At 58.4% G+C, this 23607-nt stretch carries 20 protein-coding genes and 2 tRNA genes; 21 read left to right on the top strand and 1 reads right to left on the bottom strand.

Annotated features, from left to right (window positions below; genetic code table 11):
• Positions 1 to 3: 3 nt before the first annotated feature.
• The 8 genes from grpE to QMX97_RS05255 all read left to right on the top strand — a co-directional run bounded on the left by grpE (position 4) and on the right by QMX97_RS05255 (position 10470).
• The gene (gene grpE, locus QMX97_RS05290) at positions 4 to 564 is read left to right on the top strand and encodes a nucleotide exchange factor GrpE (protein ID WP_106802601.1); all 561 of its coding nucleotides are present in this window, start codon (positions 4 to 6) and stop codon (positions 562 to 564) included.
• A gap of 102 nt (positions 565 to 666) precedes the next feature.
• Positions 667 to 2583: a molecular chaperone DnaK gene (gene dnaK, locus QMX97_RS05285; RefSeq protein WP_065910260.1), complete on the top strand. Its 1917-nt coding sequence runs from the start codon at positions 667 to 669 to the stop codon at positions 2581 to 2583.
• Positions 2584 to 2900: 317 nt separating this feature from the next.
• Entirely contained in the window at positions 2901 to 4025 is a 1125-nt protein-coding gene (gene dnaJ, locus QMX97_RS05280; protein ID WP_282396320.1) for a molecular chaperone DnaJ, read from the top strand.
• Between the two features lie 9 nt (positions 4026 to 4034).
• Positions 4035 to 4841, top strand: a complete 807-nt coding sequence (gene dapB / locus QMX97_RS05275) for a 4-hydroxy-tetrahydrodipicolinate reductase (protein ID WP_282396319.1) — start codon at positions 4035 to 4037, stop codon at positions 4839 to 4841.
• Positions 4842 to 5100: 259 nt separating this feature from the next.
• Complete coding sequence (gene carA / locus QMX97_RS05270; protein ID WP_065910266.1) at positions 5101 to 6237, top strand: glutamine-hydrolyzing carbamoyl-phosphate synthase small subunit; 1137 nt, start codon at positions 5101 to 5103, stop codon at positions 6235 to 6237.
• Positions 6238 to 6342: 105 nt separating this feature from the next.
• Entirely contained in the window at positions 6343 to 9564 is a 3222-nt protein-coding gene (gene carB / locus QMX97_RS05265; protein WP_065910267.1) for a carbamoyl-phosphate synthase large subunit, read from the top strand.
• Complete coding sequence (gene greA / locus QMX97_RS05260) at positions 9561 to 10037, top strand: transcription elongation factor GreA (protein WP_003235048.1); 477 nt, start codon at positions 9561 to 9563, stop codon at positions 10035 to 10037. Before carB ends, greA begins: the two co-directional genes overlap by 4 nt.
• A 28-nt stretch (positions 10038 to 10065) precedes the next feature.
• A complete protein-coding gene (locus tag QMX97_RS05255) occupies positions 10066 to 10470 on the top strand; it encodes an MFS transporter (RefSeq protein ID WP_120449941.1) in 405 nt (134 codons plus the stop codon).
• A gap of 9 nt (positions 10471 to 10479) precedes the next feature.
• Here QMX97_RS05255 and QMX97_RS05250 read toward each other — a convergent pair whose 3' ends face one another.
• Positions 10480 to 10788 carry a YhbY family RNA-binding protein gene (locus QMX97_RS05250; RefSeq protein WP_010206607.1) on the bottom strand — a complete coding sequence of 103 codons (309 nt, stop codon included), beginning with the start codon at positions 10786 to 10788 and terminating at the stop codon, positions 10480 to 10482.
• A gap of 106 nt (positions 10789 to 10894) precedes the next feature.
• Here QMX97_RS05250 and rlmE point away from each other — a divergent pair, with 106 nt between their 5' ends.
• The 13 genes from rlmE to truB all read left to right on the top strand — a co-directional run bounded on the left by rlmE (position 10895) and on the right by truB (position 23518).
• Entirely contained in the window at positions 10895 to 11545 is a 651-nt protein-coding gene (gene rlmE, locus QMX97_RS05245) for a 23S rRNA (uridine(2552)-2'-O)-methyltransferase RlmE (protein ID WP_010206606.1), read from the top strand.
• Positions 11546 to 11745: 200 nt separating this feature from the next.
• On the top strand, positions 11746 to 13656 hold the full coding sequence (ftsH, locus tag QMX97_RS05240; RefSeq protein WP_032803717.1) for an ATP-dependent zinc metalloprotease FtsH: 1911 nt from the start codon (positions 11746 to 11748) through the stop codon (positions 13654 to 13656).
• A gap of 8 nt (positions 13657 to 13664) precedes the next feature.
• A complete protein-coding gene (folP, locus tag QMX97_RS05235) occupies positions 13665 to 14516 on the top strand; it encodes a dihydropteroate synthase (RefSeq protein ID WP_282396317.1) in 852 nt (283 codons plus the stop codon).
• A gap of 16 nt (positions 14517 to 14532) precedes the next feature.
• A complete protein-coding gene (gene glmM / locus QMX97_RS05230; protein WP_065910270.1) occupies positions 14533 to 15870 on the top strand; it encodes a phosphoglucosamine mutase in 1338 nt (445 codons plus the stop codon).
• Positions 15871 to 15936: 66 nt separating this feature from the next.
• Positions 15937 to 16692, top strand: coding sequence for a triose-phosphate isomerase (gene tpiA / locus QMX97_RS05225; RefSeq protein ID WP_058427650.1), 756 nt, complete (start codon positions 15937 to 15939; stop codon positions 16690 to 16692).
• 4 nt (positions 16693 to 16696) lie between these two features.
• Positions 16697 to 17080: a preprotein translocase subunit SecG gene (gene secG, locus QMX97_RS05220; RefSeq protein ID WP_010206600.1), complete on the top strand. Its 384-nt coding sequence runs from the start codon at positions 16697 to 16699 to the stop codon at positions 17078 to 17080.
• 22 nt (positions 17081 to 17102) lie between these two features.
• Positions 17103 to 17188, top strand: a tRNA-Leu gene (locus QMX97_RS05215).
• 96 nt (positions 17189 to 17284) lie between these two features.
• A tRNA-Met gene (locus tag QMX97_RS05210) sits at positions 17285 to 17361 on the top strand.
• 140 nt (positions 17362 to 17501) lie between these two features.
• Entirely contained in the window at positions 17502 to 17960 is a 459-nt protein-coding gene (gene rimP / locus QMX97_RS05205) for a ribosome maturation factor RimP (RefSeq protein ID WP_003235029.1), read from the top strand.
• A gap of 47 nt (positions 17961 to 18007) precedes the next feature.
• A complete protein-coding gene (gene nusA / locus QMX97_RS05200; RefSeq protein WP_008057419.1) occupies positions 18008 to 19489 on the top strand; it encodes a transcription termination factor NusA in 1482 nt (493 codons plus the stop codon).
• 27 nt (positions 19490 to 19516) lie between these two features.
• Positions 19517 to 22042: a translation initiation factor IF-2 gene (infB, locus tag QMX97_RS05195; protein WP_025857113.1), complete on the top strand. Its 2526-nt coding sequence runs from the start codon at positions 19517 to 19519 to the stop codon at positions 22040 to 22042.
• Positions 22043 to 22201: 159 nt separating this feature from the next.
• Positions 22202 to 22597: a 30S ribosome-binding factor RbfA gene (rbfA, locus tag QMX97_RS05190; RefSeq protein WP_016973761.1), complete on the top strand. Its 396-nt coding sequence runs from the start codon at positions 22202 to 22204 to the stop codon at positions 22595 to 22597.
• Between the two features lie 3 nt (positions 22598 to 22600).
• Positions 22601 to 23518: a tRNA pseudouridine(55) synthase TruB gene (gene truB, locus QMX97_RS05185; protein WP_034117853.1), complete on the top strand. Its 918-nt coding sequence runs from the start codon at positions 22601 to 22603 to the stop codon at positions 23516 to 23518.
• Positions 23519 to 23607 lie beyond the last annotated feature (89 nt).

Raw genomic sequence — 23607 nt, 5'->3', positions numbered from 1 at the left:
TCTATGGCTGACGAACAGACGCAGGATACGCAAACTCCAGACGCTACCCAGGCTGGCTCGGAAGACCTGGCCGTGCGTGTGCAAGTGCTCGAAGAGCAATTGGCCGCTGCGCAGGACCAGTCTTTGCGTGTTGCCGCCGATCTGCAGAACGTCCGCCGCCGTGCCGAGCAGGATGTAGAGAAGGCTCACAAATTCGCGCTGGAAAAATTCGCCGGTGACTTGCTGCCGATCATCGACAGCCTGGAACGTGGCCTTGAGTTGTCCAACCCGGACGACGAAAACATCCGCCCAATGCGCGAAGGGATCGAACTGACCCTGAAAATGTTCCAGGACACCCTGAAGCGTTATCAGTTGGAAGCCATCGATCCAACCGGCGGCGAACCGTTCAACGCTGAGCATCACCAAGCCATGGCCATGCAGGAAAGCCATGACCTGGAGCCTAACAGCGTGTTGAAAGTGTTCCAGAAGGGGTATCAGCTCAATGGTCGCTTGCTGCGCCCGGCGATGGTTGTAGTGAGCAAGGCTCCTGCACCGGTTTCGCCTTCTATTGATGAGCAGGCTTGAAATACGCCGTAAGGCCCCCATCTATAAGTCAAGCGTTTAAGTGCTACCGCAGTTAGCCACCACTGCTGCGGCATCCAAATTCAAGTTTCGGGAGAGTAAATCATGGGCAAAATTATCGGTATCGACCTGGGGACCACCAACTCCTGCGTCTCCGTCATGGAAAACGGCAAAGCCAAAGTTATCGAAAACGCCGAAGGCGCGCGTACCACGCCGTCGATCATTGCTTACGCAAATGATGGCGAGATCCTCGTTGGTCAGTCGGCCAAGCGTCAGGCTGTCACCAACCCGCACAACACCCTGTACGCGGTGAAGCGTCTGATCGGTCGTAAGTTCGACGAAGAAGTCGTACAGAAAGACATCAAGATGGTGCCTTACAAAATCGCCAAGGCTGACAACGGCGACGCCTGGGTTGAAGTCAATGGCAACAAGATGTCTGCACCGCAGATTTCGGCTGAAGTCTTGAAAAAGATGAAGAAGACTGCCGAAGACTACCTCGGTGAGGCAGTGACTGAAGCGGTCATCACCGTTCCGGCCTACTTCAACGACAGCCAGCGCCAGGCGACCAAAGACGCCGGCCGCATCGCGGGCCTGGACGTAAAACGTATCATCAACGAACCTACCGCAGCCGCTCTGGCCTACGGTATGGACAAGGCCAAGGGCGACCACACTGTGATCGTTTATGACCTGGGTGGCGGTACGTTCGACGTCTCGGTCATCGAGATCGCTGAAGTTGACGGCGAGCACCAGTTCGAAGTATTGGCCACCAACGGCGACACGTTCCTGGGTGGTGAAGACTTTGACATTCGTCTGATCGACTACCTCGTTGACGAATTCAAGAAAGAAAGCGGCATGAACCTCAAGGGTGACCCGCTGGCTATGCAGCGCCTCAAGGAAGCTGCTGAAAAAGCCAAGATCGAGCTGTCCTCGAGCATGTCGACCGACGTGAACCTGCCGTACATCACTGCAGACGCCACTGGTCCTAAGCACTTGAACGTGAAGATTTCTCGCGCCAAGTTGGAAGCACTGGTTGAAGACCTGGTTCAGCGCACCATCGAACCTTGCCGCATTGCCTTGAAAGACGCAGGTATCGACGTTGGTTCCATCAACGACGTGATCCTGGTGGGCGGTCAGACCCGTATGCCACTGGTACAGCAGAAAGTAACCGAGTTCTTCGGCAAGGAAGCACGTAAAGACGTGAACCCGGACGAAGCGGTTGCCATGGGTGCTGCCATCCAGGGCGCGGTATTGGCTGGCGACGTGAAAGACGTGCTGCTGCTGGACGTCAGCCCGCTGACCCTGGGTATCGAAACCATGGGTGGCGTGATGACTGCGCTGATCGAGAAAAACACCACGATTCCTACCAAGAAATCCCAGGTGTTCTCGACTGCCGACGACAACCAAGGCGCTGTGACCATCCATGTGCTGCAAGGTGAGCGTAAGCAAGCGGCTCAGAACAAGTCCCTGGGCAAGTTCGATCTGGCCGAGATTCCACCAGCACCACGCGGCGTGCCACAAATCGAAGTGACCTTCGACATCGACGCCAACGGCATCTTGCACGTAGGTGCCAAGGACAAGGCCACTGGCAAAGAGCAGAAGATCACTATCAAGGCCAACTCCGGTCTGTCTGATGAAGAAATTCAACAGATGATCCGTGATGCTGAAGCCAATGCCGACGCAGATGCCAAGTTTGCCGAGCTGGCTGGCGCCCGTAACCAGGGTGATGCACTGGTTCACTCGACCCGCAAAATGGTCGCGGATGCTGGCGATAAAGTGACTGCTGAGGAGAAGACCGCAATCGAAGCTGCCGTGGTTGCCCTGGAAGCCGCCATCAAAGGCGACGACAAGGCTGCCATCGAAGCCAAGGTTGAGGAGCTGTCGAAAGTCTCCGCACCGGTTGCCCAGAAAATGTACGCCGAACAAGGCCAGCCGGCTGATGGCGCTGCACAGCACGCAGAGCCTGAAGCCAAGCACGACGACGTTGTCGATGCCGAGTTCGAAGAAGTCAAAGACCAGAAGTAAGTTGGTCGCCCGGTTGACCGCTATCAAGCGGTGACTGGTAGGATGTCGCCGCGCGGGAGCTTGCTCCCGCGTTGGCGTGTCTGGGGTATGCGAATTTTTACAACATGCGACAACGCTCGGATGTTGGCGGTGTGATCGGGAATGCTCCTGCTTCCCGGGCGACAGTCACCGCGTTTTTGGCCGGGTCCCTGGCTGAAAGCAGTAATGACCAGGATCGTTGAATTGACGTGAGTTGGGTCCGGGCCTGTATTGGGGCTCAACGAGTTTGGCAAGGCTCAGGAGGGTCTGGCCAAACGTCCTTAAGAGTGCAAAGACTTATGGCAAAGCGTGACTATTACGAAGTATTGGGTGTGGAGCGCGGCTCCAGCGATGCGGACCTGAAAAAGGCTTACCGTCGCCTGGCGATGAAGCACCACCCGGACCGTAATCCGGATAGCAAAGAATCCGAAGAAATGTTCAAGGAGGCCAACGAGGCCTACGAATGCCTTTCTGATCCGAACAAGCGTGCGGCTTACGACCAGTATGGTCATTCCGGTGTCGACCCGAGCATGGGCGGCGGCGGTGCAGGTTTCGGCGGTCAGAACTTCTCCGATATCTTCGGCGACGTTTTCAGCGACTTCTTCGGCGGTGGCCGGGGTGGCCAGCGTGGTGGCGCCCAGCGTGGCAGCGACTTGCGCTACACCCTCGAGTTGAACCTGGAAGAGGCCGTGCGCGGTACCAGCGTCAACATCCGCGTGCCGACGCTGGTTAATTGCAAGCCGTGCGACGGCTCGGGCGCCAAGAAAGGCTCCTCGCCGATCACCTGCCCTACCTGTGGCGGTATCGGCCAGGTCCGTATGCAGCAGGGCTTCTTCTCGGTGCAGCAAACCTGCCCGCGTTGCCATGGCCAGGGCAAGATCATTTCCGATCCGTGCGACTCGTGCCACGGCGAAGGTCGCGTCGAAGAGTACAAGACCCTGTCGGTCAAAGTGCCAGCGGGTGTGGATACCGGAGATCGCATCCGTTTGTCGGGTGAGGGCGAGGCGGGCACCCAGGGTGGCCCTACCGGTGACCTGTACGTGGTGATCAATGTGCGTGAGCACTCGATCTTCCAGCGCGACGGCAAGCACCTGTTCTGCGAAGTGCCGATCAGCTTTGTCGATGCAGCCTTGGGCGGCGAGTTGGAGATTCCGACCCTGGATGGTCGGGTCAAGCTGAAGATCCCCGAGGGTACCCAGACCGGCAAGCAGTTCCGTATTCGTGGCAAGGGCGTTGCGCCGGTGCGCGGCGGTGGTGCAGGCGATCTGATGTGCCGCGTAGCGGTCGAGACCCCGGTCAATCTGGGGCGTCGTCAGCGTGAGCTGCTCGAAGAGTTCCGCAGTTCGTTGGAAGGTGACGACTCCCATTCACCGAAAACCACTGGGTTTTTCGATGGCGTGAAGCGCTTCTTCGGCGACCTGTAAGGAGTGGATATGCGACGTATAGCCGTTATGGGCGCTGCCGGGCGCATGGGGAAGACGCTGGTCGAGGCGGTGCAGCAGCGCTCGCCGGCGTCCGGGTTGACCGCAGCCATCGTTCGCCCGGGCAGCACGTTGATTGGTGCAGATGCGGGCGAGTTGGCCTCGCTGGGCCGTATCGGTGTGTCGTTGTCGAGCAGCCTGGAGCAGGTGGCTGAAGAGTTCGACGTGTTGATCGACTTCACCCTGCCTGACGTGATGCTGAAAAACATGGCGTTCTGCCGCAAGGCGGGCAAGGCCATGGTGATCGGTACGACGGGTTTGAGTGCCGAGCAGAAGCAGTTGCTGGTGGAGGCGGGCAAGGATATCCCGATCGTCTTTGCGGCCAACTTCAGCGTGGGTGTGAACCTGTCGCTCAAGTTGCTGGATCTGGCGGCGCGCGTGCTGGGTGATGAGGCGGATATCGAAATCATCGAGACCCATCATCGCCACAAGATCGATGCGCCGTCGGGCACCGCGCTGCGCATGGGTGAAGCCATCGCTGAGGCGTTGGGCCGGGACTTGTCCAAGGTGGCCGTATATGGCCGTGAAGGTCATACCGGTGCGCGTGCGCGTGACACCATCGGCTTTGCGACCGTGCGCGGTGGTGATGTTGTGGGTGATCACACCGTGCTGTTTGCCACTGAAGGTGAGCGCCTGGAGATCACGCACAAGGCCTCCAGTCGCATGACGTTTGCCAAGGGCGCCGTCCGTGCTGCGCTCTGGCTGGAAGGTCGTGAGCCGGGTCTGTATGACATGCGTGACGTGCTGGATCTGCACTAATCAGTAGCTAAAATCGGGCCTCAGGATTATCCTGAGGCCCCGTTTTTACCCGCTAAGCGACGTCCTGTCGCATTCCCCTGCCTTTAAGGCTCATTAGCGGTGGACCAAAAAAGCCTTTTTCTGTAAGCTACAGCTTTAGTGTGTCCACTAAAAGCGCGCAGAATAATTCGGTGAAGAAGCGGGGTGACGTGTCCATACGTCACTCCGCTTTTTTACAACCTGCGATCGCCCTTTCAGGCTTTATTTACGGGAGGTCTTCTTGACTAAGCCAGCCATACTCGCCCTTGCTGATGGCAGCATTTTTCGCGGCGAAGCCATTGGAGCCGACGGTCAAACCGTTGGAGAGGTGGTGTTCAACACCGCCATGACCGGCTATCAGGAAATCCTTACCGATCCTTCCTACGCCCAACAGATCGTTACCCTGACCTATCCGCACATCGGCAACACCGGTACTACACCGGAAGACGTCGAGTCTGATCGTGTCTGGTCGGCGGGTCTGGTAATTCGTGACCTGCCACTGGTCGCGAGCAACTGGCGTAACACGATGTCGCTGTCCGATTACCTGAAAGCCAACAATGTTGTGGCAATCGCCGGTATCGATACGCGTCGCCTGACACGCATCCTGCGTGAAAAAGGCTCGCAGAACGGCTGCATCATGGCCGGTGAGAATATTTCCGAAGAGGCAGCGATCGCTGCTGCGCAAGGCTTCCCTGGCCTGAAAGGCATGGACCTGGCGAAAGTCGTCAGCACCAAGGAAAAGTACGAGTGGCGCTCCACCGTCTGGGACTTGAAGACTGACAGTCACGCGACCATAGAGGCTGCTGAGCTGCCTTACCACGTCGTCGCCTATGACTACGGCATCAAGTACAACATCCTGCGCATGCTGGTCGAGCGCGGTTGCCGCGTGACCGTGGTGCCTGCGCAAACCCCGGCCAGCGATGTGCTCGCCCTGCAACCGGACGGCGTGTTCCTGTCCAACGGCCCCGGTGACCCTGAGCCTTGCGACTACGCCATCCAGGCGATCAAGGATGTGCTGGAAACCGAAATTCCGGTCTTCGGTATCTGCCTGGGTCACCAGTTGCTGGCCCTGGCCTCCGGCGCCAAGACCCTGAAAATGGGGCACGGCCACCACGGTGCCAACCACCCTGTGCAAGACTTGGACACTGGCGTTGTGATGATCACCAGCCAGAACCACGGCTTTGCGGTGGATGAAGCGACCCTGCCGGGCAACGTCCGCGCAATTCACAAGTCGTTGTTCGACGGCTCCCTGCAAGGCATCGAGCGCACTGACAAGAGCGCATTCAGCTTCCAGGGCCACCCTGAAGCAAGCCCGGGCCCGAACGACGTAGCGCCGCTGTTCGACCGTTTCATCAATGAGATGGCCAAGCGACGCTGACTGAGTGGCCTGCGGGCGGCCCCGACTGTCGGTGGCCCCCGCAGGCTCTTCAAAGAATGTTCAAGACGGCTTGCCGACTGACCTGCGGATTTGAGTGACAAACCCATGCCAAAACGTACAGACATAAAAAGCATCCTGATTCTCGGCGCTGGCCCGATCGTTATCGGCCAGGCCTGCGAATTCGACTACTCCGGCGCCCAGGCCTGTAAAGCCCTGCGCGAGGAGGGCTACCGCGTCATCCTGGTGAACTCCAACCCGGCGACCATCATGACCGACCCGGCCATGGCCGACGCCACCTATATCGAGCCGATCAAGTGGCAGACTGTCGCCAAGATCATCGAGAAAGAGCGTCCGGACGCACTGCTGCCTACCATGGGCGGCCAGACTGCACTGAACTGCGCCCTGGACCTGGAGCGCGAAGGCGTGCTGGAGAAGTTCGGCGTAGAGATGATCGGTGCGAATGCCGACACCATCGACAAGGCTGAAGACCGTTCGCGTTTCGACAAGGCGATGAAGTCCATCGGCCTGGCGTGCCCGCGCTCCGGTATCGCCCACACCATGGAAGAAGCCAACGCAGTCCTCGAGACCCTCGGCTTCCCGTGCATCATCCGTCCGTCCTTCACCATGGGCGGCACCGGTGGCGGTATCGCCTACAACCGTGAAGAGTTCGAAGAAATCTGCGCCCGTGGTCTGGACCTGTCGCCGACCAAGGAACTGCTGATCGACGAATCGCTGATCGGCTGGAAAGAATATGAAATGGAAGTTGTCCGCGACAAAAAGGACAACTGCATCATTGTCTGCTCCATCGAAAACTTTGACCCGATGGGCGTGCACACCGGTGACTCGATCACCGTTGCTCCGGCACAGACCCTGACCGACAAGGAATACCAGATCCTGCGTAACGCCTCCCTGGCGGTATTGCGCGAGATCGGCGTGGAAACCGGCGGTTCCAACGTTCAGTTCGGTATCTGCCCGAACACTGGCCGCATGGTCGTGATCGAGATGAACCCGCGTGTATCGCGTTCGTCGGCCCTGGCGTCGAAAGCGACCGGCTTCCCGATCGCCAAGGTCGCGGCCAAGCTGGCTGTGGGTTACACCCTCGATGAGCTGTCGAACGACATCACCGGCGGCAAGACCCCGGCGTCCTTCGAGCCGTCCATCGACTACGTCGTCACCAAGCTGCCACGTTTCGCCTTCGAGAAATTCGCCAAGGCTGACGCGCGCCTGACTACTCAGATGAAGTCGGTTGGTGAAGTCATGGCCATCGGCCGTACTTTCCAGGAATCCCTGCAGAAAGCCCTGCGCGGCCTGGAAGTGGGCGTTTGCGGCCTGGACGAGAAGCTCGACCTGAGCAACCCGGAAAGCATGAGCGTGCTCAAGCGCGAGCTGACCGTGCCGGGCGCCGAGCGTATCTGGTACGTGGCTGACGCCTTCCGCGCCGGCATGACCGTCGAAGACATCTTCGGCATGAACATGATCGACCCGTGGTTCCTGGTGCAGATCGAAGATCTGATCAAGGAAGAAGAGAAGGTCAAGACCCTGGGTCTGGCCAGCATCGACCGCGACATGATGTTCCGCCTCAAGCGCAAAGGCTTCTCCGACCAGCGCCTGGCCAAGCTGCTGGGTGTGACCGAGAAGAACCTGCGCACGCATCGCCACAAGCTGGAGATCTTCCCGGTCTACAAGCGCGTTGACACCTGCGCCGCCGAGTTCTCCACCGACACCGCCTACCTGTACTCCACCTATGAGGAAGAGTGCGAAGCCGCCCCGTCGGGTCGCGACAAGATCATGATCCTGGGCGGCGGTCCGAACCGTATCGGCCAGGGTATCGAGTTCGACTACTGCTGCGTACACGCCGCTCTCGCCCTGCGCGAAGACGGGTACGAGACCATCATGGTCAACTGCAACCCGGAAACTGTTTCCACCGACTACGACACCTCTGATCGCCTGTATTTCGAGCCAGTGACCCTGGAAGACGTGCTGGAAATCGTGCGCGTCGAGAAGCCAAAAGGCGTGATCGTCCAGTACGGCGGCCAAACCCCGCTGAAACTGGCGCGTGCCCTTGAAGCGGCCGGCGTGCCGATCATTGGCACCAGCCCAGATGCCATCGACCGTGCGGAAGACCGTGAGCGCTTCCAGCAGATGGTTGAACGCCTGAACCTGCGTCAGCCGCCGAACGCCACCGTGCGCAGCGAAGACGAGGCTATCCGCGCCGCCAGCAAGATCGGCTACCCGCTGGTGGTGCGTCCGTCCTACGTACTGGGCGGTCGGGCGATGGAAATCGTCTACGAAGAAGAAGAACTCAAGCGTTACCTGCGCGATGCGGTGAAAGTGTCCAACGACAGCCCGGTGCTGCTGGACCACTTCCTCAACTGCGCCATCGAAATGGATGTGGATGCGGTCTGCGACGGCACTGACGTCGTGATCGGCGCGATCATGCAGCACATCGAGCAGGCGGGTGTTCACTCCGGTGACTCGGCGTGCTCGCTGCCACCGTACTCGCTGCCGGCGCACATCCAGGACGAGATGCGCGAACAGGTCAAGAAAATGGCCCTGGAACTGGGCGTGGTCGGCTTGATGAACGTACAGTTGGCGCTGCAAGGCGAAGACATCTACGTCATCGAAGTCAACCCGCGCGCTTCGCGTACCGTGCCATTTGTTTCCAAGTGCATCGGTGTGTCCCTGGCCATGATCGCTGCCCGCGTGATGGCCGGTAAGACCCTGAAGGAAATCGGCTTCACCAAGGAAATCATTCCGAACTTCTACAGTGTGAAAGAGGCGGTGTTCCCATTCGCCAAATTCCCTGGTGTGGACCCGATCCTGGGCCCAGAGATGAAGTCCACCGGTGAAGTGATGGGCGTGGGCGATACCTTCGGTGAAGCATTCGCCAAGGCCCAGATGGGTGCCAGCGAAGTGCTGCCGACCGGCGGTACTGCGTTTATCAGCGTGCGTGATGACGACAAGCCACTGGTTGCAGGCGTGGCCCGTGATCTGATCAACTTGGGCTTTGAAGTCGTGGCCACCGCCGGGACCGCCAAGCTGATCGAGGCTGCCGGCCTGAAAGTGCGTCGCGTGAACAAGGTGACGGAAGGCCGTCCGCACGTGGTCGACATGATCAAGAATGACGAAGTCACGCTGATCATCAACACCACCGAAGGTCGCCAGTCGATCGCGGACTCCTATTCCATTCGTCGTAACGCCTTGCAGCACAAGATCTACTGCACCACCACCATTGCTGCTGGCGAAGCCATCTGTGAAGCACTCAAGTTCGGTCCGGAAAAGACCGTGCGTCGCTTGCAGGATCTACACGCAGGATTGAAGGCATGACCAAATACCCAATGACCGTCCAGGGCTTCAAGGCCCTGGAAGAGGAGCACGCCCATCTGACCAAGGTCGTACGTCCAAAGCTGAGCCAGGACATCGGTACGGCCCGCGAACTGGGTGACCTTAAGGAAAACGCCGAATACCACGCTGCTCGCGAGCAGCAAGGTATGGTCGAGGCGCGGATCCGTGACATCGAAGGCCGCCTGCAGAACTCGGTGGTCATCGACGTAACGACCATTCCGAAGACCGGCAAGGTGATTTTCGGCACCACCGTGGAAATCGCCAACGTCGAGACTGACGAAAGCGTGGTCTACCACATCGTCGGGGAAGACGAAGCTGACTTCAAACTCGGCAAGATCTCCGTCGGCTCCCCGCTTGCCCGCGCCTTGATTGCCAAGGAAGAGGGTGACGTGGTGGCGGTCAAGACGCCGGGTGGCGTGATCGAGTACGAGATTGTTGAAGTCCGTCACGTCTGAACGGCGGCGCCCGCTTCGTGCGGGCGCCATGCTTTGGCAGCTTGCCCAGATGCTTTGGGTGGGCGGCCTGTGGTTGTTGCACATTGGTGTGTTGCCGGCGCTGGGCCTGATTGGCCTGGCACCGTTGCTGATCGATGAGATCGATGGATTACTGAGTGCGCTGCTGGTGGGTTTTGCGGCGGCGTGCGTGACGCTCCAGGCGTTGGTGCTGGTCAAGGCCGAAGGCTTGGGGAGTTTGTGGCGGGATATTCGCGGCCAACTGCTGTTGATGGCGCTGTATGCATGTGCGATGTACTGCATCGTGCATGTGTGGCTGCCGGAAGCGTTGCGCTGGCAGTTATTCAGCTATCTTGTGCTAGGGTTCTCCGGCCTGGTGCTGGTTATACAGCCTGCACCGGGATGGAGTGGCGGGGCGCGCGAAGCACGCCCGTGACCCTTGTTGTCATTTGAAGCGATGAACGTTCGACAGTTGCTTGTTGACGCTGAAGTTCTTGCGATACAGCAGCGCCATCTTGCCGATGACCTGGACCAGGTCCGCTTTGCCAACCTTGCACAGTTCTGCAATGGCGGCCAGGCGCGCTTCACGGTCAAGGATATTGACCTTGATCTTGATCAGTTCGTGATCGTTCAGTGCGCGTTCAAATTCGGCTAACACACCTTCAGTCAAACCGTTATCTGCCACAATCAAAACTGGTTTCAGATGGTGGCCAATGGATTTGTACTGTTTCTTCTGCTCTTGAGTGAGCGGCATAATCTGACCCCTGCGTCTGATCTTGTAAAAAGCGGCGGCCAGTTTACCCGAGCGAGTCCGGGACCGCCCAGTTAATCACGACCCGTTTTATTTTTCGAGGTGGCCCGTGGCCCGTTCCAAAACTAGCCTTAAGTGGCTGCAAGAGCATTTCAACGATCCTTACGTCAAAAAGGCGCAGAAGGACGGCTACCGGTCCCGGGCCAGCTACAAGCTGCTGGAGCTCCAGGACAAGGACAAATTGTTTCGCCCCGGCATGAGCGTGATCGACCTGGGTGCAGCACCCGGTGGCTGGTCCCAGGTGGCCAGTCGTCTGATTGGCGGGCAAGGCCGATTGATCGCTTCCGACATCCTCGAGATGGACAGCATCCCGGATGTAACCTTCGTGCACGGCGACTTCACCCAGGACGCCGTACTGGCCGAGATCCTGGAAGCCGTCGGAAATTCGCAGGTAGACCTTGTGATTTCCGACATGGCCCCCAATATGAGTGGATTACCGGCTGTTGATATGCCGCGAGCCATGTTCCTCTGCGAGTTGGCATTGGATCTGGCGGGGCGGGTATTGCGTCCGGGTGGTGATTTCCTGGTCAAGGTCTTCCAGGGTGAAGGCTTCGACGAGTACCACAAGAATATCCGCAAGCTGTTCGACAAGGTACAGATGCGTAAACCGGACTCTTCCCGGGACCGGTCTCGCGAGCAATATCTGCTGGCGCGGGGGTTCCGCGGCATTGAAGGCGCTGCCAGTGATGAGCGTCTTTGAAGGTTTGAAGGGAGTCGATAGGTTTTTTTATATCGCTTTCGTCACGAAGCTTTACGAATATTGTGTAGTCAAAGTTTCACAAAGGGTTACAGACGGCGCCTGCCAGAGTTGTAGGTAATGTAGTAAGTTAGGCCGGTGAATATCATGCGAAGCGCGCGCCAGTAGCGGAGCTTGCTTCAGAGGGTAGTTAATTGAACGATATGGCAAAGAATCTGATCCTGTGGTTGATCATCGCGGCTGTCCTGGTGACGGTGATGAACAACTTCTCCAGCCCTAACGAGCCGCAGACCCTCAACTATTCCGACTTCATCCAGCAAGTTAAGGATGGCAAGGTCGAGCGCGTGGCGGTTGATGGCTACGTGATCACCGGCAAACGCAACGATGGCGACAGCTTCAAGACCATTCGTCCGGCCATTCAGGACAACGGTCTGATCGGCGACCTGGTGGATAACCATGTGGTTGTCGAGGGCAAGCAGCCTGAGCAGCAGAGCATCTGGACTCAACTTCTGGTCGCCAGCTTCCCGATCCTGGTGATCATCGCCGTGTTCATGTTCTTCATGCGCCAGATGCAAGGCGGTGCGGGAGGCAAGGGCGGGCCGATGAGCTTCGGCAAGAGCAAGGCGCGCCTGCTCTCCGAAGATCAGGTGAAGACCACCCTGGCTGACGTCGCGGGTTGCGACGAGGCAAAGGAAGAAGTCGGTGAGTTGGTTGAATTCCTGCGCGATCCGGGCAAGTTCCAGCGCCTGGGCGGCCGTATTCCTCGCGGTGTGCTGATGGTCGGTCCTCCGGGTACTGGTAAAACCTTGCTGGCCAAGGCGATTGCCGGTGAAGCCAAGGTGCCTTTCTTCACCATTTCCGGTTCTGACTTCGTCGAAATGTTCGTCGGTGTCGGCGCCAGCCGCGTTCGCGATATGTTCGAGCAGGCCAAGAAACACGCACCATGCATTATCTTCATCGATGAAATCGACGCTGTTGGTCGCCATCGTGGTGCTGGCATGGGCGGTGGTCACGATGAGCGTGAGCAGACCCTCAACCAGTTGCTGGTCGAGATGGATGGTTTCGAGATGAACGACGGCATCATCGTCATCGCTGCGACCAACCGTCCTGACGTGCTGGACCCTGCGCTGCTGCGTCCAGGCCGCTTCGACCGTCAGGTTGTCGTGGGCTTGCCGGATATCCGTGGTCGCGAGCAAATACTTAAAGTCCACATGCGCAAAGTGCCAATGGGTGACGATGTCGCTCCGGCAGTGATTGCGCGTGGTACGCCGGGTTTCTCCGGTGCCGACCTGGCCAACCTGGTCAACGAAGCTTCGTTGTTCGCGGCCCGTACAGGCAAGCGCATCGTCGAGATGAAAGAGTTCGAACTGGCGAAAGACAAGATCATGATGGGCGCAGAGCGCAAATCCATGGTCATGTCCGAGAAAGAAAAGCAGAACACCGCTTATCACGAAGCCGGTCACGCCATTGTGGGTCGCGTTGTGCCAGAGCATGACCCGGTCTACAAGGTGTCGATCATTCCTCGGGGTCGGGCGCTGGGTGTCACCATGTTCCTGCCGGAAGAGGATCGTTACAGCCTCTCCAAGCGTGCGCTGATCAGCCAGATCTGCTCACTGTACGGCGGTCGAATTGCTGAAGAGATGACCCTGGGCTTTGATGGCGTAACGACCGGGGCTTCCAATGACATCATGCGTGCCAGTCAGATTGCGCGGAACATGGTGACCAAGTGGGGCTTGTCGGAGAAACTCGGTCCGTTGATGTACGCCGAGGAAGAGGGTGAGGTATTTCTGGGTCGTGGGGGTGGTGGTCAGAGTGCCAGCTTCTCCGGCGAGACAGCCAAGCTGATCGACTCCGAAGTGCGCAGCATCATTGACCAGTGCTATGGCACGGCCAAGCAGATCCTGACCGACAACCGTGACAAGTTGGACGCCATGGCTGACGCGTTGATGAAGTACGAGACTATCGATGCTGACCAGATCGACGACATCATGGCAGGCCGTACGCCGCGTGAGCCGCGTGATTGGGAAGGTGGTTCGGGCACCTCTGGCACTCCGCCTGTCGTGCAGAACGAACGCCCTGAAACCCCGATCGGTGGTCCGGCAGCTGACCACTAAGGTTTGAAATGACTTCTGTGTTGTCCTCCACCCGGTTGCCTTGCGGCAACCGGGTTCTTGATTTGGCCCATACGCACGTGATGGGCATTCTTAATGTCACCCCTGACTCCTTTTCCGACGGCGGCCGCTTCAGCCAGCTCGATGCTGCGTTGCGCCATGCCGAAGCAATGGTGTCGGCGGGGGCGACCCTGATTGATGTCGGCGGTGAGTCGACTCGGCCGGGCGCTCGGGTGGTTTCTCCGTTGGAGGAGCTGGAGCGTGTGGCGCCGATTGTCGAGCGCATTGCTCGCGAGCTGGATGTCATTATCTCGGTCGATACTTCCACCCCGGCAGTCATGCGTGAGACGGCGCGCCTGGGGGCGGGGTTGATCAACGACGTGCGTTCCCTGCGGCGTGACGGCGCCCTGGACGCCGCAGCGGCTACCGGTCTGCCGGTGTGCCTGATGCATATGCTGGGTGAGCCCGGCACTATGCAGGACAACCCGCACTATGATGACCTGGTGGGTGAAGTGAGCAGCTTCCTGGCTGAAAGGGTCGCTCAATGCGCCGCAGTCGGGATTGCGCCTGAAAAGATTATCCTGGATCCAGGGTTTGGCTTCGCCAAGTCCTTGCAGCACAACTTAAGCCTGTTCAAGCACATGGAGTCCCTGCATGCCCTTGGTCGGCCCCTGTTGGTCGGTGTTTCGCGCAAGAGCATGATAGGGATGGCACTGAATCGTCCGGTAGGTGAGCGGTTGTACGGCGGTCTCGCACTCGCGGCGCTTGCTATGACCAAGGGTGCGCGTATCTTGCGCGTGCATGATGTCGCCGAGACGGTGGATGTGGTGCGCATGATTGCCGCGGTAGAATCAGCCGAATAAGAATGATGGAGCACTTATGACTAAAAAATATTTTGGCACCGACGGTATCCGTGGGCGGGTCGGCGAGTTTCCGATTACTCCGGATTTCATGCTCAAGCTGGGGTGGGCGGCAGGTATGGCGTTCCGTAGCATGGGCGCCTGCCGCATCCTGGTGGGTAAGGACACTCGAATTTCCGGGTACATGTTTGAATCCGCACTGGAAGCTGGTTTGTCCGCCGCGGGCGCCGATGTGATGCTGTTGGGGCCGATGCCGACGCCGGCTATTGCCTACCTCACGCGTACCTTCCACGCGGAAGCCGGGATTGTCATCAGTGCTTCTCACAATCCCCATGATGACAACGGCATCAAGTTTTTCTCGGGTCTGGGCACCAAGCTGCCGGATGAGATCGAGTTGATGATCGAAGAGCTGCTGGACGCACCGATGACGGTGGTTGAGTCCAGCAAGCTGGGCAAGGTGTCGCGTATCAACGACGCCTCTGGCCGCTACATCGAATTCTGCAAGAGCAGCGTACCAAGCAGCACCAATTTTGCCGGGCTGAAAATTGTTGTCGACTGCGCGCATGGTGCGACCTACAAGGTGGCCCCGAGCGTATTCAAGGAGCTTGGGGCTGATGTGACAGTGCTGTCGGCCCAGCCTAACGGGTTGAACATCAACGACAACTGTGGCTCGACGCATATGGGCCAGCTGCAGGCGGCGGTCCTGGCCGAGCATGCGGACCTGGGCATTGCCTTCGACGGTGACGGCGATCGCGTGCTCATGGTGGATCACACCGGCGCCGTGGTCGACGGGGATGACCTGTTGTTCATCATTGCTCGCGACCTGCATGAGCGTAACAAGCTGCAAGGGGGTGTCGTCGGTACGCTGATGAGCAACCTGGGGTTGGAGTTGGCCCTGGCAGATCTTGGCATTCCGTTCGTGCGTGCCAATGTCGGTGACCGCTATGTGATCGCCGAGTTGCTTGAGCGTAACTGGCAGATCGGTGGGGAAAACTCGGGGCATGTTGTTTGCTTCCAGCACACCACCACCGGTGACGCGATCATTGCTGCGCTGCAGGTGCTATTGGCCCTGCGTCGCCGTGAAGAGAGCCTGGCCCAGGCGCGCCAGGCCCTGCGCAAGTGCCCACAAGTATTGCTCAACGTGCGTTTTGCCGGTGGCGAAAACCCGATCGAGCATCCCGCTGTCAAAGAGGCGTGCGAGCGTGTGACCCTGGCAATGGCGGGGCGTGGCCGGGTGTTGTTGCGCAAGTCCGGCACAGAGCCTCTGGTGCGTGTCATGGTCGAAGGTGACGACGAAACTCAGGTTCGCGGCCATGCCGAAGACCTGGCAAAACTGGTAACTGAAGTTTGCGCCTGAATTCGGCTTGCCAGTGATGATGTGGTTGGGTAACATCTGCGCCCACTTTGACCGACGAGGTACAGCATGCGTCGCACTATGGTAGCTGGTAACTGGAAGATGCACGGTACCCGCGCCAGTGTCGCTGAGCTGATCAATGGCCTTCGTCATTTGGCCTTGCCTAGCGGTGTTGATGTCGCGGTTTTCCCGCCTTGCTTGCATATCACTCAAGTAGTTGATGGCTTGAAAGGCAAGTCGATTCAGGTCGGCGCGCAGAATTCTGCGGTGGAAGCCATGCAAGGTGCGTTGACCGGTGAGATTGCACCGAGTCAATTGGTCGATGCGGGTTGTTCCTATGTGCTTGTCGGGCACTCCGAGCGCCGTCAGATGATGGGCGAGCGTGATGGGACACTCAATCGCAAGTTCGCAGCGGCACAGGCTTGTGGCTTGATTCCAGTGTTGTGCATAGGGGAGACCCTGGAGCAGCGTGAATCGGGCAAGACTCTTGAAGTTGTCTCGCGTCAGCTGGGCAGCATCATCGAGGAGCTGGGTGTTGGTGCGTTTGCAAAGGCAGTTATTGCTTACGAGCCGGTCTGGGCCATTGGTACCGGGCTGACTGCTACACCGCAACAGGCGCAGGATGTGCACGCAGCCATCCGCGCGCAGTTGGCGGCAGAGAATTCTGAAGTCGCACAAGGTGTGCGACTTCTATACGGCGGCAGCGTGAAGGCGGCCAATGCGGTCGAACTGTTCGGCATGCCGGATATCGATGGGGGGCTCATTGGTGGAGCTTCCCTGAATGCAGATGAGTTCGGTGCGATCTGTCGCGCCGCGGGAAACTGAAAAAATGCTGGAAACAGTCGTAGTCGTTTTTCATCTGTTGGCTGCCCTGGGCGTAGTTGCCCTGGTTTTGTTGCAACAGGGTAAAGGTGCGGATGCTGGTGCGTCTTTCGGTGCAGGTGCTTCAAATACTGTGTTCGGAAGCCAAGGTTCCTCTACCTTTCTTAGTAAGTTTACTGCTATACTTGCCGCCGGTTTCTTCATAACCAGCTTGGGGTTAGGTTACTTTGCTAAAGAGAAAGCTCATGTGCTGACTCAAGTAGGTCTCCCAAACCCAGCAGTGTTGGAAGTACCAAAAGCAAAACCGGCTTCTGATGATGTCCCGGTGCTTCAAGAGCAAAAGTCGGCTACTCCAGCGACTGACGTACCTCCAGCTCAAGAGCAGAAGTAAGAAGGGTTGTAAACGCTGTATTGCCGAGGTGGTGGAATTGGTAGACACGCAACCTTGAGGTGGTTGTGCCCATAGGGTGTAGGGGTTCGAGTCCCCTTCTCGGTACCAATTATCAGGAGAGCCCGCTGTTGCGGGCTTTCTTGTAGGTGGAAGGTTACATTGACCCTGTAAGGGATCGGTCGTATACTTCCGCCCCAGCTTTGTCGCGGGGTGGAGCAGTCTGGTAGCTCGTCGGGCTCATAACCCGAAGGTCGTCGGTTCAAATCCGGCCCCCGCAACCAGTTTTAGCGGAGCCCCTTTTAAGGGGCTTTTTGTTAGCTGGACACTTTCAACGCCGCTGTTCGACGGCGTTTCAAGGATGGGCGTTTCGCCCATTTTTTTATTTTGCACAGCATGCACATACATGCACGAGGGGGTTCAGGTGTCGAGCAAGCTAGAAGAGTTGCAGGCCTTGTTGGCCCCGGTGGTCGTGGCCCTAGGCTATGAATGCTGGGGTATTGAGTTTTCGGCTCAAGGTCGCCACTCAATGTTGCGCGTTTATATCGATAAAGAGGGCGGCGTGCTGGTGGACGATTGTGCCATTGTCAGCCGTCAGATCAGCGGTGTCCTGGATGTTGAAGATCCGATCTCCGTTGAATACACCCTCGAAGTTTCCTCGCCAGGCATGGAACGCCCACTGTTCACTATTGATCAGTTTGCAAAATTTGCCGGTGAACAAGTGAAGATCAAGCTGCGATCCCCGTTCGAAGGGCGTCGCAACTTTCAGGGCCTTCTGCGCGGTGTAGAAGAACAGGATGTCGTGGTGCAGGTAGAAGACCATGAGTTCCTGTTGCCGATCGATATGATCGACAAGGCCAACATTATTCCCAGTTTTGACTGAGACGCGGATCCCGCGGATCCAATGGCTTGCGAAAGGCGAGGCGTACGATGAGCAAAGAAGTACTGCTGGTTGTTGAGTCGGTATCCAATGAAAAGGGCGTACCGGCAAACGTGATTTTTGAAGCGCTGGAGCTGGCCCTGGCCACTGCAACCAAAAAGCGTTTTGAAGACGAAGTTGATCTGCGTGTGGAAATCAACCGCCACACCGGTGCCTATGAGACTTTCCGTCGCTGGACGGTCGTCGAAGAAGCCGATCTTGATGATCCGGCCATCGAAACCTGGCCAAGCAAGGTTGCTGAAACGCACCCTGGCGCCAAGGTCGGTGATGTCGTCGAAGAAAAGATCGAATCGATCGAATTCGGCCGTATTGCTGCACAGACCGCCAAGCAGGTCATTGTGCAGAAGGTTCGCGAAGCCGAGCGCGCTCAAGTCGTTGACGCTTATCGCGAGCGCCTGGGTGAAATCATCTCCGGCACCGTGAAAAAAGTTACCCGCGACAACGTGATCGTCGACCTGGGCAACAACGCCGAAGCGTTGCTGGCCCGCGAAGACATTATCTCTCGCGAAACTTTCCGTGTTGGCGTGCGTTTGCGTGCGCTGCTCAAGGAAATCCGCACCGAGAACCGCGGCCCTCAGTTGATCCTGTCGCGTACCGCGCCGGAAATGCTGATCGAGCTGTTCCGTATTGAAGTGCCGGAAATTGCCGAAGGCCTGATCGAAGTCATGGCTGCGTCCCGCGACCCGGGTTCGCGCGCCAAGATCGCGGTTCGCTCCAAGGACAAACGCATCGACCCGCAAGGCGCTTGCATTGGTATGCGCGGTTCGCGCGTCCAGGCAGTGTCGGGCGAATTGGGCGGTGAGCGTGTGGACATCGTCCTGTGGGACGATAACCCGGCGCAGTTCGTGATCAACGCCATGTCGCCGGCTGAAGTGGCGGCAATTATCGTTGACGAAGATGCCCATGCAATGGACATCGCCGTTGGCGCAGACAATCTGGCTCAGGCCATTGGTCGTGGTGGTCAGAACGTGCGTCTGGCCAGCCAACTGACCGGCTGGACCCTGAACGTGATGACCGAATCGGACATCCAGGCTAAGCAGCAAGCTGAAACCGGTGACATCCTGCGCAACTTCATCGACGAGTTGGAAGTCGACGAAGACCTGGCGCAGGTGCTGGTAGATGAAGGCTTCACCAGCCTGGAAGAGATTGCCTACGTACCGTTGGAAGAAATGCTCAACATCGACGGCTTTGACGAAGACACCGTCAACGAGCTTCGCGCTCGGGCCAAGGATCGTTTGTTGACTAAAGCCATCGCTACTGAGGAAAAGCTGGCAGACGCCCATCCGGCCGAAGACCTGCTCTCGCTTGAGGGTATGGACAAGGATTTGGCGATGGAACTGGCGGTGCGCGGCGTAATTACCCGCGAAGACCTGGCCGAGCAGTCTATTGACGATCTGCTCGACATCGACGGCATTGACGATGATCGTGCCGGCAAGTTGATCATGGCCGCCCGAGCCCATTGGTTCGAGTAATTAGGCGCGGCCTGAGGAGAGAAGTGCATGACGCAAGTCACGGTGAAACAACTGGCCGATGAGGTCAAAACACCGGTAGAGCGCCTGTTGCAGCAGATGCGTGAGGCAGGTCTGCCGCACACCGCCGCCGATGAAGGTGTGAGCGATAGTGAGAAGCAGTCTTTGCTGACTCACTTGAAGAGCAGCCACAAGGCGAAAGTGGAAGAACCGCGCAAGATTACATTGCAGCGCAAAACCACCAGCACACTGCGTGTTGCTGGTAGCAAGAGCATCAGCGTTGAAGTACGCAAGAAGAAAGTCTTCGTACAGCGCAGCCCGGAAGAAATCGAAGCCGAGCGCAAACGCGAACTGGAAGAACGTCGCGCAGTAGAAAATGCTGCTCGTCAGAAGGCTGAAGAAGAAGCCAAGCGTCGCGCCGAAGAAGAAGCGCGTCGCCAGCCTGCTGCTGCGCAACCTGCTGCCACTGAAGCAGTCGCCGCGCCAAGCGCGCCGGTAGAAGCTGTGCGTGAGGCCGCTCCGGTTGCCGCCGCACCTGCTCCTGCAGCTGACGCCCGCAAGCGCGACGAACCGCGTCGTCCAGACAAGCCACGTGCCGACGATAACAATCGTCGTGGTGGTGGCGGTGATGGCGAGCGCAAAAACGCTCCGCATCGTGCCTCGGTCAAAGAGAAAGCGCCTGCTCCACGCGTTGCCCCACGTACTACCGACGAAGAAAGCGATGGCTTCCGTCGTGGTGGTCGCGGCAAGGCCAAGCTGAAAAAACGCAACGCCCACGGTTTCCAGAGCCCAACCGGCCCTGTCGTGCGTGAAGTGAAGATCGGCGAGACCATCACTGTGGGCGATCTGGCCCAGCAGATGTCGGTCAAGGCTGCTGAAATCATCAAGTTCATGTTCAAGCTGGGTACTCCGGCCACCATCAACCAGGTACTGGATCAGGAAACTGCCCAACTGGTTGCTGAAGAGCTGGGCCACAAAGTGACCCTGGTCAGCGACACCGCCCTGGAAGATTCCCTGGCCGAGTCCCTGAAGTTTGAAGGCGAGGCTGTTTCCCGTGCGCCCGTCGTGACCGTAATGGGCCACGTTGACCACGGTAAGACATCCCTGCTCGACTACATCCGTCGTGCCAAGGTAGCTGCAGGCGAAGCCGGCGGCATTACCCAGCACATCGGCGCTTACCACGTTGAAACCGACCGTGGCATGGTGACGTTCCTCGATACCCCGGGTCACGCCGCGTTTACCGCAATGCGTGCTCGTGGTGCCAAGGCGACCGACATCGTGATCCTGGTGGTTGCAGCGGACGACGGCGTGATGCCACAAACCATCGAAGCTGTTCAGCACGCGAAAGCGGCTGGCGTGCCGCTGGTGGTTGCCGTGAACAAGATCGACAAGCCGGGCGCTGATCTCGATCGCATCCGTAGCGAACTGTCGGTTCACGGCGTGACTTCCGAAGAGTGGGGTGGCGACACTCCATTCGTACCGGTCTCTGCGAAGATGGGTACCGGCGTTGACGAACTGCTCGAAGCCGTTCTGCTGCAAGCCGAAGTTCTGGAACTGACTGCTACTCCATCGGCTCCTGGCCGTGGTGTCGTGGTTGAGTCCCGCCTCGACAAGGGCCGTGGCCCGGTCGCGACCGTCCTGGTTCAAGACGGTACCCTGCGCCAAGGCGACATGGTGCTGGTCGGTTCGAACTACGGCCGTGTACGTGCCATGCTCGACGAGAACGGCAAGCCAATCAAGGAAGCAGGTCCAGCTATCCCGGTCGAGATCCTCGGCCTGGACGGTACGCCGGACGCTGGCGACGAGATGAGCGTGGTTGCCGACGAGAAGAAAGCCCGTGAAGTGGCTCTGTTCCGTCAAGGCAAGTTCCGCGAAGTCAAACTGGCCCGTGCTCACGCTGGCAAGCTGGAAAACATCTTCGAGAACATGGGCCAGGAAGAGAAGAAGACGCTTAACATCGTCCTCAAATCTGACGTCCGTGGTTCCCTCGAAGCGTTGAACGGCGCCCTGAACGGCCTGGGTAACGACGAAGTGCAAGTGCGCGTTGTCGGTGGCGGTGTCGGTGGTATCACCGAATCCGACGCCAACCTGGCACTGGCTTCCAACGCTGTACTGTTCGGCTTCAACGTGCGTGCCGATGCTGGCGCTCGCAAGATCGTCGAGCAGGAAGGCCTGGACATGCGTTACTACAACGTCATCTACGACATCATCGAAGACGTCAAGAAGGCCCTTACCGGCATGCTTGGCAGTGACGTCCGGGAGAACATCCTGGGTATCGCCGAAGTACGTGACGTGTTCCGCTCGCCGAAATTCGGCGCGATCGCCGGCTGCATGGTTGTCGAAGGCACCGTGTACCGTAACCGTCCAATCCGCGTACTGCGTGAAGACATCGTTATCTTCGAAGGCGAGCTGGAATCCCTGCGCCGCTTCAAGGATGACGCTTCTGAAGTGCGTGCCGGCATGGAATGCGGTATCGGCGTCAAGAGCTACAACGACGTCAAGGTTGGCGACAAGATCGAAGTCTTCGAGAAGGTTCAGGTTGCTCGCAGCCTCTAACTCGCGCACTTCAGGAGCCACACGGCGTGCGGGCATGCAGATGCCCCGCGCAGTGTCCGGACTCTAAACGCAACGCCCGGTCTGGCTTTTGTCAGGCCGGGCGTTTGCCGCTTTCAGACCCCACGGGTTTCACCGTGTGGCAGTAACAGGTAACAAGACATGGCAAAAGAATACAGCCGTACCCAGCGTATCGGCGATCAGATGCAGCGTGAGCTGGCCCAACTGATCCGTCGCGAAGTCAAAGACCCCCGCGTTGGCCTGGTCACCATCACCGCTGTTGAAGTGAGCCGTGACGTTGGTCACGCGAAGATTTTCATCACCGTGATGGGCCAGGACAGCAGCGAAGAAATCGCGCAAAGCATCAAGGTGCTCAACTCGGCTGCAGGTTTCCTGCGCATGCAGTTGGCCCGTGAGATGAAGCTGCGCAGCGTGCCCCAGTTGCACTTCCACTACGACGAAAGCGTCGTGCGTGGTGCGCACCTGTCGGCACTCATCGAGCGCGCCGTGGCTGAAGACAGCCAGCACCCGTCCACACCTGAAGACGCCAAGGAGTAAGCGGTGGCTCAGGTCAAACGTATTCGTCGCAATGTCAGCGGCATCATTCTGCTCGACAAACCCATTGGCTTTACCTCCAATGCTGCGTTGCAGAAGGTTCGCTGGCTGCTCAATGCCGAGAAGGCCGGGCATACCGGCAGCCTCGATCCCCTGGCCACCGGTGTATTGCCGTTGTGCTTTGGCGAGGCCACCAAGTTCTCGCAATACCTGCTCGATTCCGACAAGGGTTATGAAACCCTGATGCAACTGGGCAAGACCACCACCACGGCTGACGCCGAAGGTGATGTTCTGCAGGTTCGCGACGTGACCGTTGGTCGTGCTGATATCGAGGCTGCTTTACCCGCTTTTCGTGGAGAAATCAGTCAGATACCACCGATGTACTCGGCTCTCAAGCGCGATGGGCAGCCTCTTTACAAGCTGGCACGTGCGGGCGAAGTAGTGGAGCGCGAACCGCGTTCTGTTACTATTGCGCGCTTGGAATTGCTCGCCTGTGAAGGTGACACTGCGCGCCTGGCCGTGGACTGCAGCAAAGGCACCTATATCCGTACCCTGGTGGAAGATATCGGTGAAAAGCTCGGTTGCGGCGCGTACGTTGCAGAGCTGCGACGTACCCAGGCCGGACCTTTCAGCCTGGCCCAGACGGTGACGCTGGAAGAGTTGGAAGCGGTTCACGCCGAAGGCGGCAATGAAGCGGTGGATCGCTTCCTGATGCCATCGGACAGTGGTTTGCTGGATTGGCCATTGCTGCACTTCTCGGAGCACAGCGCGTTCTACTGGCTCAACGGCCAGCCGGTACGTGCCCCGGATGCCCCGAAGTTCGGCATGGTGCGAGTACAGGATCATAACGGTCGCTTTATCGGTATCGGTGAAGTGAGCGAAGACGGGCGCATCGCGCCGCGTCGACTGATTCGGTCAGAATGACCGGAACCAGTTTGTGGTAAAAGCGCAGTAGATTTTACGCAAACTGGAACGAGGGTGGCTGTTAACAGGCACGGTCACTACTCATTTTT

This window comes from Pseudomonas sp. PS01298, assembly GCF_029959745.1.
GTDB classification, from domain to species: domain Bacteria; phylum Pseudomonadota; class Gammaproteobacteria; order Pseudomonadales; family Pseudomonadaceae; genus Aquipseudomonas; species Aquipseudomonas aylmerensis.
Note: the sequence above shows the minus strand (reverse complement) of the source record. Positions and strands in the feature narration are given on the sequence as shown.

Coding starts and splice junctions, on each gene's coding strand:
- greA (WP_003235048.1), top strand. CDS start 9,561: ATGACCAAATACCCAATGACCGTCCAGGGCTTCAAGGCCCTGGAAGAG.
- dnaK (WP_065910260.1), top strand. CDS start 667: ATGGGCAAAATTATCGGTATCGACCTGGGGACCACCAACTCCTGCGTC.
- ftsH (WP_032803717.1), top strand. CDS start 11,746: ATGGCAAAGAATCTGATCCTGTGGTTGATCATCGCGGCTGTCCTGGTG.
- secG (WP_010206600.1), top strand. CDS start 16,697: ATGCTGGAAACAGTCGTAGTCGTTTTTCATCTGTTGGCTGCCCTGGGC.
- dnaJ (WP_282396320.1), top strand. CDS start 2,901: ATGGCAAAGCGTGACTATTACGAAGTATTGGGTGTGGAGCGCGGCTCC.
- grpE (WP_106802601.1), top strand. CDS start 4: ATGGCTGACGAACAGACGCAGGATACGCAAACTCCAGACGCTACCCAG.
- glmM (WP_065910270.1), top strand. CDS start 14,533: ATGACTAAAAAATATTTTGGCACCGACGGTATCCGTGGGCGGGTCGGC.
- rbfA (WP_016973761.1), top strand. CDS start 22,202: ATGGCAAAAGAATACAGCCGTACCCAGCGTATCGGCGATCAGATGCAG.
- folP (WP_282396317.1), top strand. CDS start 13,665: ATGACTTCTGTGTTGTCCTCCACCCGGTTGCCTTGCGGCAACCGGGTT.
- QMX97_RS05255 (WP_120449941.1), top strand. CDS start 10,066: ATGCTTTGGCAGCTTGCCCAGATGCTTTGGGTGGGCGGCCTGTGGTTG.
- nusA (WP_008057419.1), top strand. CDS start 18,008: ATGAGCAAAGAAGTACTGCTGGTTGTTGAGTCGGTATCCAATGAAAAG.
- tpiA (WP_058427650.1), top strand. CDS start 15,937: ATGCGTCGCACTATGGTAGCTGGTAACTGGAAGATGCACGGTACCCGC.
- carB (WP_065910267.1), top strand. CDS start 6,343: ATGCCAAAACGTACAGACATAAAAAGCATCCTGATTCTCGGCGCTGGC.
- dapB (WP_282396319.1), top strand. CDS start 4,035: ATGCGACGTATAGCCGTTATGGGCGCTGCCGGGCGCATGGGGAAGACG.
- QMX97_RS05250 (WP_010206607.1), bottom strand. CDS start 10,788: ATGCCGCTCACTCAAGAGCAGAAGAAACAGTACAAATCCATTGGCCAC.
- infB (WP_025857113.1), top strand. CDS start 19,517: ATGACGCAAGTCACGGTGAAACAACTGGCCGATGAGGTCAAAACACCG.